The organism is Streptomyces sp. NPDC051664, from assembly GCF_044453545.1.
In the GTDB taxonomy this organism is placed as follows: domain Bacteria; phylum Actinomycetota; class Actinomycetes; order Streptomycetales; family Streptomycetaceae; genus Streptomyces.
The window spans coordinates 72,419-83,497 of sequence record NZ_JBITCU010000029.1; the positions used below are offsets into that span (position 1 = coordinate 72,419).

General features: G+C 70.8%; 7 protein-coding genes. All 7 read left to right on the forward strand.

All coding sequences use genetic code 11. The annotated features are described in order from the left end of the window. Nucleotides 1-138: 138 nt before the first annotated feature. The 7 genes from ACIA8E_RS33775 (at nt 139) to ACIA8E_RS33805 (ending at nt 10,781) form a co-directional block, all read left to right on the forward strand. Nucleotides 139-3,063 (forward strand): DEAD/DEAH box helicase, encoded by a 2,925-nt coding sequence (locus tag ACIA8E_RS33775; protein WP_399303932.1) that lies wholly within the window; start codon nt 139-141, stop codon nt 3,061-3,063. After that, nucleotides 3,060-4,454 (forward strand): SWF or SNF family helicase, encoded by a 1,395-nt coding sequence (locus tag ACIA8E_RS33780; protein WP_399303934.1) that lies wholly within the window; start codon nt 3,060-3,062, stop codon nt 4,452-4,454. The genes ACIA8E_RS33775 and ACIA8E_RS33780 overlap by 4 nt, the downstream gene beginning before the upstream one ends. A 189-nt stretch (nt 4,455-4,643) precedes the next feature. Then, nucleotides 4,644-6,131 (forward strand): APC family permease, encoded by a 1,488-nt coding sequence (locus ACIA8E_RS33785; RefSeq protein ID WP_399303935.1) that lies wholly within the window; start codon nt 4,644-4,646, stop codon nt 6,129-6,131. After that, nucleotides 6,128-7,144: an acetamidase/formamidase family protein gene (locus tag ACIA8E_RS33790; protein WP_399303937.1), complete on the forward strand. Its 1,017-nt coding sequence runs from the start codon at nt 6,128-6,130 to the stop codon at nt 7,142-7,144. Before ACIA8E_RS33785 ends, ACIA8E_RS33790 begins: the two co-directional genes overlap by 4 nt. 33 nt (nt 7,145-7,177) lie before the next feature. Continuing rightward, on the forward strand, nt 7,178-7,771 hold the full coding sequence (locus ACIA8E_RS33795) for an N-acetylmuramoyl-L-alanine amidase (protein ID WP_399303939.1): 594 nt from the start codon (nt 7,178-7,180) through the stop codon (nt 7,769-7,771). 99 nt (nt 7,772-7,870) lie between these two features. Beyond that, the gene (locus ACIA8E_RS33800; RefSeq protein ID WP_399303941.1) at nt 7,871-9,121 is read left to right on the forward strand and encodes a GAF domain-containing protein; all 1,251 of its coding nucleotides are present in this window, start codon (nt 7,871-7,873) and stop codon (nt 9,119-9,121) included. A 136-nt stretch (nt 9,122-9,257) separates the two neighbouring features. Continuing rightward, on the forward strand, nt 9,258-10,781 hold the full coding sequence (locus tag ACIA8E_RS33805; protein ID WP_399303943.1) for an aldehyde dehydrogenase family protein: 1,524 nt from the start codon (nt 9,258-9,260) through the stop codon (nt 10,779-10,781). The last annotated feature ends 298 nt before the right edge of the window (nt 10,782-11,079 follow it).

Below are 11,079 nucleotides of genomic sequence, written 5' to 3' on the forward strand. Positions count from 1 at the left end.
CTGGCTACACCGGGCAGCCCGCAGTCGTCATCGAAGTGAGCGGGATCACGGTGATTCCGCTCCCGGACGGCGCCGCCGGTGGAGTACCCTCGGCGACCTTGGGCCCCACTAGTCAAATTTGAGGAATCCGACATCGCTGTGCACAGGCTCCCTGCGGCAACCCTCGCCGAGATCTCCGCGCTCTCCCGCTGCTCCGTCGTCTTCCTCCCCGCCGATCCCTCCCGTACCGGCCGGGTCGCCTTCTGGCATCCGGACGGCAGCAGCCCGCCCGATGCACCCGGGACCGTCGGGGAACTGACCGTCGTCGGAGCCGACACCTGCCCGTACGGTGTGCCGGCGCTGCTGCTGCCGGTGCGGGACGCCCTGCCCGTACTGACCCGCGCGCGGGCCGCGGCGCAGGCCTCGCCCTCGGCCGCATTCTGGGGCGCGGCCGCCCTCCTCGCCCTGCAACTCGCCGCCCGTGGACTGCTGCTGCCGGGGCTGAGTACCTCCGACCACGACGCGTGGCGGGCCGGTCCGCTGACCGCCGCCGACCTCGACCGGATCCGTGACCTCGCGGCTTCCATGCCGCCCACCGCCCATGCCGTGCCGCTCGACGACGCCGTGGAGCCCGTGCTGCTGCCGGAGCCGGAGCGGCTGCTGCGCGGGTTCCTGGACGCGGTGGCCGACGGCCTGCCCCGCACGCCCGCCGCGGTGTTCGCCACCGGAAGCCCGGCCTTCGCTGTCGACACGCCGCAGCGTCTGCCCGAGCGCCGGGCCTGGGCCGCCGATGTCGCGGCCGGGCACGACGCGGGTGTGCGGCTCTCGCTGCGCGTCGAGGTCACCGGTCTTACTCCTGCTCACGAGGACGCCGAGCGAGGTGCCGGGCCGTCCTTCCGTGCCGTCCTGCAGATCCATAGCGTCAGCGATCCGACAGTGGTCGCCGACGCCGCCGACGTCTGGGCGGGCACGGCGCACACCGCCGCGGGGTTCGGTCCGCGCGCGCGGATGGACGCCCTCCTCGCCCTGCGCCGCGCCGCCCGCGCCTGGCCACCGCTGACTCCGCTGCTGTCGGCCGCCGTACCGGACTCCGTCGAGCCGGCCGACGAGGAGATCGCCGAACTGCTCGGCTCCGCCGCACGGTCGCTCGCCGCGACCGGGGTCCAGGTGCACTGGCCCAAGGAGGTCGCCCGCACGCTCACCGCACGCGCGGTGATCGGCCCGCCGGACGAAGGGGAAACCAGCGACGCGGGCGACAGCGAAGGCGCCCACGGCGACCACGAAGGCGAGTCCTCGAACAGACAGTCCGCGTCCGACGTCCCGTCGTTCCTGTCGGCCGACGCGCTGCTGGCGTTCAATTGGTGGTTCGCACTCGGCGACCAGAAACTCAGCCGAGCCGAACTGGACCGGCTGGCCGAAGCCGGCAGACCGATTGTCCGGCTGCGCAACCAGTGGGTGCTCATCGACCCGGAGGATGCGCGCCGCGCCCGCGAGACGCAGGACCGCAAGGTCACGCCGATCGATGCGCTCGGGGCCGTTCTGACCGGTTCCACCGAGATCGACGGCCGCCCGGTCGACGTGCAGGCGACCGGCTGGCTGGAGCGACTGCGGGCGCGGGTCGCCGATCCGGAGTCCGGTGCGCAGCAGACGGTCGGGCAGCCCTCCGCACTCAACGCGACGCTCCGCGACTATCAGCTGCGCGGTCTGAACTGGCTCCACATCATGACCTCGCTCGGCCTCGGCGGCTGTCTCGCCGACGACATGGGCCTCGGCAAGACCATCACCCTCATTGCGCTGCATCTGCACCGCCAGAGCGTCGAGGAGGCCGCCGGACCGACCCTGGTGGTCTGCCCGACCTCACTGATGGGCAACTGGCACCGGGAGATCGAGAGGTTCGCCCCCGGCACACCGGTACGTCGTTTCCACGGCGCGTCCCGGAGCCTGAAGGGCCTGGTGGACGGCGAGTTCGTCCTCACCACGTACGGCACGATGCGGCTCGACGCGGCGAAACTCGCCGGGGCCGGTTGGTCCATGGTGGTCGCCGACGAGGCACAGCACGTGAAGAACCCGCACTCGGCGACCGCGCAGCAACTGCGGACGATCGGCGCGCGGGCGCGGGTGGCGCTCACCGGCACCCCCGTGGAGAACAACCTGTCCGAGCTGTGGGCGATCCTCGACTGGACGACGCCCGGACTGCTCGGCCGCCTCGGCACGTTCCGTACCCGTTACGCGCGGGCGGCGGAGCACGGCAACGACCCGGCGGCGGCCGAACGGCTCGCAGCCCTGGTGCGACCGTTCCTGCTGCGACGGCGCAAGTCCGATCCGGGCATCGCCCCGGAGCTGCCGCCGAAGACGGAGACCGACCGCGCTGTCTCGCTGACGGCGGAGCAGACCGGTCTGTACGAGGCGGTGGTACGGGAGACCCTGGCCGAGATCTCCGGCGCCGACGGCTTCGCCCGGCGCGGCCTGGTGATGAAGCTGCTGACGGCACTGAAGCAGATCTGCAACCACCCTGCGCAGTACCTCAAGGAGGAGCGGCCGCGGATCGCGGACCGCTCGGGGAAGCTGGAGCTCCTCGACGAGCTGCTCGACACCATTCTCGCGGAGGACGCGAGCGTGCTCGTGTTCACCCAGTACGTACAGATGGCACGACTGCTCGAACAGCATCTGGCGGCGCGCGGGGTACGCACCCAGTTTCTGCACGGCGGTACGCCGATCGCCGAGCGTGAGGCCATGGTGGACCGGTTCCAGGCCGGCGAGTCCCCGGTCTTCCTGCTGTCGCTGAAGGCGGCCGGTACGGGGCTCAACCTCACCCGGGCGGGCCACGTGGTGCATTTTGACCGCTGGTGGAACCCAGCAGTGGAGGCCCAGGCCACCGACCGTGCGTACCGCATCGGTCAGACCCAGCCCGTGCAGGTGCACCGGTTGATCACCGAGGGGACGATCGAGGACCGGATCGCCGACATGCTGGCCCGCAAGCAGGGCCTCGCGGATGCGGTGCTGGGTTCGGGTGAGACGGCGCTGACCGAGCTGACCGATGCGGAACTCGCCGATCTGGTGCAGCTACGAGGGGGCGCGCGATGAGCGACACGTACGAGACCGACGGATACGCGAACCCTGGGTACGAGGGCGAGGAGTACGACGGCGACGGTTACGACGGGGAGGGACGCGACCCCGCCGGCGGCGGAGCCGAGGTGTCCGCGCCGGGGCAGGAACGTACCTTCGCCGCTCTGCCGCCCGCGAGCGGCCGCGGCTTCGCCGAGACCTGGTGGGGCCGTGCCTGGCTGAAGGCCCTGGAAGACACCGCGCTCGACGGCGAACAGGTCAAGAAGGGGCGCCGGTTCGCCCGCGAGGGAAGGGTCGGTGCGGTCTCCGTACGCCCGGGACGGATCACCGCAGTCGTCCAGGACCGGGACTCGACCCCGTACCGCAGTGATGTCCTGCTCCAGCAGCTGAGCGAGGAGGAGTGGGACCGCTTCCTGGACATGGCGGTCGACCGGGCCGGGCACATCGCCGCACTCCTCGACCGGGAGATGCCGCCGCATCTGGTGGAGGACGCGGCGGCGGCCGGGGTGGATCTGCTGCCCGGGATCGGCGATCTGGATCCGGAGTGCACCTGCGAGGCGTGGGACCACTGCCCGCACTCCGCCGCCCTCTGCTACCAAGTGGCGCGGCTGCTGGACCAGGACCCCTTCGTCCTGCTGCTGATGCGGGGGCGCGGCGAGCGGCGGGTACTCGACGATCTCCAGGCGCGGATCACGGCCCGGGCCGCGGAGCGGCAACCGGCGGAGTCCTCCCGCGCGGAGGGCCGGCGGGCGCGGGGCGTACGGGCGGACGAGGCATTCGCCGCGCGGGAGATCCTGCCCCCGCTGCCCGCTCCCCCTCCGCTGCCCGCCGAGCCCGGCCCCCCGCCGTCGCTGGACACGGAGACCGAACCGGAGCCCGGCCTCGACCCGGCCGCCCTGGAAGTGCTGGCGACCGACAGCGCCGTCCGGGCCTACCGGATGCTGGCGGAAGCCCTGTCGCCCGACCACGGACAGCAGCCCGTGCAGGCCGGGTTGACGCCGGAGCAGGATGCCGTACGGCTGGTCGCCGACGCCCGTCCAGAGCCCTGGGTCATGGCACGGCTGGCCACCGGGTCGGGGCGGCAGCGGGCCGAGCTCGACGCGGCGGTGCGGGCCTGGGGTTACGGCGGATCCGCCGCGCTCACCGTGTTCGACGAGGAGTGGGCACCGGATCCGGAGTCCCACGCCCGGGCCCTCACCCGGCTCGCGGCGGCGTGGGAGGACGGCGAGCGTCCGCTGCTGCGGGCGGTGCGCAACCGGTGGACCGTGGCGGGCGGCGACGCACAGCTGCGCTACGGGCGGGACGGGCGCTGGTGGCCGTACCGCAAGGAGCGCGGGCGCTGGATTCCGGCGGGGCCGTCGGACGACGACCCGGCGGCGGCGCTGTCGGAAGCGCTCGGCATGGGCTAGCCGGCCCGCCGGTGGGCCCCCGCCCCACCGGACGCCGCACCCACTCCCCCAACTCCCTTGCGCCCCACCGATTTTCGGCCGCATGCCATCTTCCGCCATCCACGCCGCGGCCGTACGGTGGGGCGCGCGAGACGCTCGGCCGTACATCGGACAACGCATTCCGGTCAACGGACAAGAGGGAGTCACGGAGTGTCGGGGGAATCGGAAACCACACTGCTGCGCGACGCCGTCGGGCTGCGCGAAGTTCTCTTCCAGAGCATCACGGCGATGGCGCCCGCCGCCGCCATCGCCGCGTCCATCCCGTCCGGGGCCGCGTTCGCCGGCGGCAGTCTGCCGCTCTCCGTGCTGGTGGCGCTGGTGGCCTGTCTGTTCACCGCATCGTGCGTCGCGGAGCTGGCCCGCCACCTGCCGGCGGCCGGTTCGGTCGCCACGTACTCCGCACAGGGCCTGCATCCGACCGTCGGCTTCCTGGTGGGCTGGGGCTATGTCTTCGTCGAGGCGCTGGTGCCCGCGCTGCTGCTGCTCCAGCTCGGGTTCACGACGGCGGGCACCCTGCACCAGGAATGGTCGTCGTACCCGGCGGGCCTGTGGTGGCCGTGGTCGCTGCTGGGTGCGGTCGTCATCGCGCTCGCCGGCTACTTCGGCGTCCGGGCATCCGCCCGCTTCGGGACCGTGCTCGGCATTTTCGAGGTGCTGGTCTTCGTCGCCTTCGCGGTGCTGCTGATCGGGCAGGCCGGCTCGGACAACACCCTGTCGGTGTTCGGTACGTCGCACACCGCGGACGGCTTCGACGGCATCAGCGGGATCTTCGCGGGCTCCGTCTACACGGTGCTGGCGTTTGCGGGCTTCGAGGCGGCGGCGCCGCTCGCCGAGGAGACGAAGAACCCGCGGCGCACGATGCGCCGGGCAGTGCTCGGCGCCGCGCTGTCGATCGGCCTGGTCTACGTCCTCACCACATACGCCATGTCCGTCTACTTCGGGCCGGACAAATTCGCCGGATTCGGCGCTTCGGGGGCGGCGTCGTGGGAAGGCGTGGCCCGTGCCTCGTTCGGGTTGTTCTGGGTGCTGCTCTTCCTCGCCGTCGTCAACTCGACCGTGGCCAACGCCAACGCGTGCGCGAACGTGTCGACGCGCACGGCCTTCGCACTGGGGCGCATCGGAGTGTTCCCGCAGGCGTTCGCCCGGCTCCATCCGCGCCGCCGCTCCCCCGTCACCGGGGTGGCCGCGCAGTTCGTGATCGCGGTCGGAGCGACGCTCGGGCTCGGCTTCGGCTATGACCCGGTGACCGCGTTCGTGCTGCTGGCCACCATTATCGTGACCGTGATCATCGGTGTGTACATCGTCGTCAACCTGGCCTGCGCCGGGTACTTCCTGCGCCGGCGCCGCGACGCGTTCAACCCCGTACTCCATCTTCTCTTCCCGGTGCTGGGCATCGCGGCGTTCGTGCCGGCGCTGCTGACGGCCGCCGGAATACCGGTCTTCGACTTCGTCTCGGAGCTCAGCGCCCCCGTCTCGTACGCCGGTCCGGTGGTCGGCATCTGGATGCTCGTCGGCATCGGCGTGCTGGTGGTGCTGGTGCGCAGACATCCGGAGCGGGTGGCACAGACCGGACGGATCCATCTGGACGAGGCCCCGGAGGCCGTCGTCGACATCGAGGCAGGAGCAGAACAGCGATGAGCGACCCGCGGATCCTGACGGTTCGCCCCAAGGAGGGCGAGTACGCATGGACCTTCGGCGGTGCGGCGCCGGTGGCCCGGATCGAGCCCGGCACCTTCCTCGATGTGTACACGGAGGACTGCTTCGCGGGCCGGGTACGCTCCGAGAAGGACCTGGTCTCCGTCGTCTGCGAGTTCCCGTTCCTCAACCCGCAGACCGGTCCGTTCCATGTCGTGGGGGCGGAGCCGGGCGATACCGTCGCGGTGCACTTCGTGTCGATCGAACCGGCCAGGGACTGGGCGGCGTCCACGACCGTGCCGCTGTTCGGCGCCCTCACCTCCACCCATACGACGGCTTCGTTGCAGGCCCCGTTGCCCGAGGTGGTGTGGATGTGGCAGCTCGACCGGGCCCGCCGCACGTGTCTCTTCAGCGCCCGCGACAGCGACATCCAGGTGGAGCTGCCGATGGATCCGATGCACGGCACGGTCGGGGTGGCTCCGGCCAATCTGGAGGTGCGGTCCGCGCTGGTGCCGGACGCGCACGGTGGCAACATGGACACGCCCGAGATGCGGGCCGGCGTCACCTGCTATCTGGGGGTCAATGTCGAAGGTGCGCTGTTGAGTCTGGGCGATGGCCATGCCCGGCAGGGTGAGGGCGAGACCTGTGGGGTAGCGGTGGAGTGCGCGATGAACACGGTGGTGCTGGTCGAGCTACTGAAGGGTGTCGCGACGCCGTGGCCGCGGATCGAGTCGGACACCCATCTGATCTCCACCGGCTCCGCCCGCCCCCTCGAAGACGCTTTCCGCATATCACAGTTGGACCTGGTGCAGTGGCTGGCGCGCGACTACGGGCTCTCCGAGCTCGATGCGTACCAGCTGGTCAGCCAGGCCGGTGAAGCTCCGTTGGCGAATGTCTGCGACACCAACTACACCTGTGTGGCGAAGATCCGCAAGAATTGGCTGCCTGCGGGCGATCCTCATCGTGGGCTGCACCGTCATCTGCGGGAGACCGCCGCGCTGCTTCCCACCCCCTGATCCTGGAACCCCCCTCCCCCCACAGGAGCGTTCATGCACCGCAGAAGGATCCTTCAGGGCGCCGCGGCGACGGTCGCCGCCGCTCTGCTCCCGGCCTCCACCCGCGCCATGGCCTCGTCCACGGCGGGCTCCACCGACTATCCACTCGCACACTGGACGCCCGCCTCCGCCGTCAACTACACGGCCTCGATGCGCCCTTCGGCGTATCCGGTGCAGTACGTGATCATCCATGTCACGCAGGAGTCGTTCTCGGACGCGATCGGGATCTTCCAGAATCCGGCGAAGCAGGTATCCGCCCACTATGTGGTGCGTTCGGCCGACGGGTACGTCGCGCAGTGCGTTCGGGAACAGGACATCGCCTGGCACGCGGGCAATTGGGACTACAACACCCGCAGTGTCGGCATCGAGCACGAGGGCTGGGTGGACCAGCCGGCGTACTTCACCAACGCCCTGTACGAGCAGTCGGCGCTGCTGACCGCGTCGGTCTGCGACCGCTACGGCATCCCCAAGGACCGTGAGCACATCCTCGGACACGCCGAGGTACCGGGTACCGATCACACCGATCCCGGACCCAACTGGGACTGGGTGCGCTACATCCGCCTCGTCAACCTCTACAGCGCCGGCTGAACCGCAGTCCCGTGTGACTACTCTCCGCACCGAGGTTGTCGCAGAGCCCGGCTGCGACGACGATGGGGGTGCACGACACCCCTTGGACGGGAGGGCGAGTTGACGGACCCCTGGGTAGCCCTGACCGCCGATACGGACCTCGTCGAACGTCTCGGCGAACTGCGTCACGCACACGAGGTGTTCACCACCGCGGGCCGGCTGGAGCTGCCGGTACGATCCGTGGTCGGCGAGTCATGGCGGCGCTCCGCCCGGGCCCGGGTCAGTCCGGACGGTGCGGCCCAGGTCGACCTGGACGCGGACGAACTCGGACCGTACCGGGAGGGGCATCCGCTGGCCCGCGCCATGCCGGTGATCCGTGAACTGATGAGTGCGTACGCCACGGACGGAGAGCATCTCCTCGCGGTGTGCGACGCGCACGGCAGGCTGCTCTGGGTCGAAGGCCACGAGACGACGCGGCGACACGCGGGGCGGATGAACTTCGTGGAGGGTGCCCGCTGGTCCGAGTCCGTGGCGGGGACGAACGCGCCGGGGACGGCGATCGCCGTGGACCGGCCGGTGCAGGTGTTCGCCGCCGAGCACTTCCTGCGTCCGGTGCAGCAGTGGACCTGTGCCGCGGCGCCACTCCACGATCCACGCACAGGGCGGGTGCTGGGCGCCGTCGACATCACCGGCGGAAACCGGCTCGCGCATCCGCACAGTCTGGCGTTCGTCCAGGCGGTGGCGCGCGCGGCCGAGTCCCAGCTCGCTCTGCTCGCGCCCTCGCCCGCCCGGGAATCCGTACAGCTCAGCGCACTCGGCCGGGACGAGGCACTGCTCGTCGCGGGCGGCCGCAAGATCCGGCTCAGCAGGCGGCACAGCGAGATACTGGTGACGCTGGCCCGCCATCCGGAGGGCCTGGGCGGCGACGAACTTCTCATCGAGCTGTACGAGGACGAGTCGGTGACCCCGGTGACGCTACGGGCCGAACTCTCCCGGCTGCGAAGGCTCCTCGGCCCCGAACTCCTGCTCTCCCGACCGTACCGGTTCGCCGCCCCGGTCGACGCCGACTTCGACACCGTGGCGCGCAGGCTCGCGTCCGGTGCGGTGGCGGCGGCGCTCAGCGCGTACGCGGGGCCCCTGCTGCCCGGTTCACAGGCTCCGTCCGTCGCCCGGCTGAGGCGCCGGCTCGACGATCAGCTGCGGGCCTCGCTGATCGCGCGCGGTGATCCGGGGCTGCTGGCGGACTGGGCGTACAGCCCGTGGGGCGAGGAAGACCTCCCGGTGTGGCAGGCGCTGGCTGCGGCGGCGCCGCCCGGGCAGCGGCCGGCGCTGCTGGCCAGGGCGCGCGAGCTCGACGCCGAACAGCGCTAGAGCCGCCCGGCGAATCGGCGCCGGGGCCGCGGCGGCGCGCACGACCGCGCGCAACGGGCTTGCAACGTTGCGCTGCCTAGCCTCGCGCCGAGGGCCGTCCAACGGCGGGCGGCACCGGATCCGGGAGGCCACAGAGATGACCCGTTACGCTGCGCCGGGCACCGAGGGCGCCATCGTCTCGTACGAGTCCCGCTACGACCACTGGATCGGCGGCGATTACGTCCCGCCGGTCCGCGGTCAGTACTTCGAGAACCCGAGCCCCGTCAACGGCCGCCCGTTCACCGAGATCGCCCGCGGCACCGCCGAGGACATCGAACTCGCCCTGGACGCGGCACACGCCGCCGCCCCCGCCTGGGGCGCCACGGCCGCCGGTGAGCGCGCGTCGGTCCTCAACCGGATCGCCGACCGGATGGAGTCGCATCTGGAGGAGCTGGCGGTCGCCGAGAGCTGGGACAACGGGAAGCCGGTGCGGGAGACGCTGGCCGCCGACATCCCGCTCGCCATCGACCACTTCCGGTACTTCGCGGGTGCGCTGCGGGCCCAGGAGGGCTCGCTCAGCGAGATCGACGACGACACCGTGGCGTACCACTTCCACGAACCGCTCGGCGTGGTCGCTCAGATCATCCCGTGGAACTTCCCGATCCTGATGGCGACGTGGAAGCTGGCCCCGGCACTCGCCGCGGGCAACGCGGTGGTCCTCAAGCCGGCCGAGCAGACCCCGGCCTCCATCCATGTGTGGCTGAGCCTGGTCGCCGATCTGCTGCCGCCGGGTGTCGTCAACATCGTCAACGGCTTCGGCGCGGAGGCCGGCAAGCCGCTCGCCTCCAGCCCGCGCGTCGCAAAGATCGCCTTCACCGGCGAGACCACGACCGGGCGGCTGATCATGCAGTACGCCTCCGAGAACATCAAGCCGGTGACGCTGGAGCTGGGTGGCAAGTCCCCGAACATCTTCTTCGACGACGTCTGGTCGGCGAACGACGACTTCCGCGACAAGGCCCTCGAAGGGTTCACGATGTTCGCCCTCAACCAGGGCGAGGTGTGCACCTGTCCGTCACGTGCGCTGATCCAGCGCGGCCACTACAGCGAGTTCCTTGAGGCAGGCATCGCCCGCACCGAGCAGATCGTGCCGGGCCACCCGCTGGACACGGACACCATGATCGGCGCGCAGGCCTCCAACGACCAGCTGCAGAAGATCCTCTCCTATCTGGACATCGGCCAGCAGGAGGGTGCGAAGGTCCTGTCGGGCGGTCAGAAGATCGACTACGACGGCGAGATGGCAGGCGGCTACTACGTCCAGCCGACCATCTTCGAGGGCGACAACCGGATGCGGGTCTTCCAGGAGGAGATCTTCGGCCCGGTCGTCGCGGTGACGTCCTTCTCGGACTTCGACGACGCGATCAGCACGGCGAACGACACGCTGTACGGCCTCGGTGCAGGCGTCTGGACCCGGGACATCAACACCGCGTACCGGGCAGGCCGCGCGATCCAGGCAGGCCGGGTCTGGACGAACTGCTACCACGCCTACCCCGCGCATGCGGCCTTCGGCGGCTACAAGCAGTCCGGGATCGGCAGGGAGAATCACAAGATGATGCTGGAGCACTACCAGCAGACGAAGAATCTTCTCGTGTCGTACTCGGCGAAGAAGCTCGGGTTCTTCTAGGGACACGAGAGCGGGTGCCTGACCTGGCCTTTCGCCGGTCAGGCACCCGTGTTTCGCGCCGATAACACCCGAGGGCGTTTTACGCGGTAACTCCCAGGTCGCCCCGCCGCTGTCCCGCTCCCGACCAGCTCTTCCGGACCAGTCACGGACCAGATCCCAGCTCACCCCCACATCCCTCAGGCGCCCCCTCGGCCGGACAGGCCCTAGTAGGGCTTGGTCAGGTTCGTATCGGTGTGGGTATGTCGCGGTGGCAGGTGGGGCAGGCGCCGGTCCAGAGGGCGAGGAGTATCTGCAGCTC

Bases quoted from the DNA above. Each gene is read 5' to 3' on its own strand.
- ACIA8E_RS33780 (WP_399303934.1), top strand. From the start codon at position 3,060: ATGAGCGACACGTACGAGACCGACGGATACGCGAACCCTGGGTACGAG.
- ACIA8E_RS33790 (WP_399303937.1), top strand. From the start codon at position 6,128: ATGAGCGACCCGCGGATCCTGACGGTTCGCCCCAAGGAGGGCGAGTAC.
- ACIA8E_RS33795 (WP_399303939.1), top strand. From the start codon at position 7,178: ATGCACCGCAGAAGGATCCTTCAGGGCGCCGCGGCGACGGTCGCCGCC.
- ACIA8E_RS33805 (WP_399303943.1), top strand. From the start codon at position 9,258: ATGACCCGTTACGCTGCGCCGGGCACCGAGGGCGCCATCGTCTCGTAC.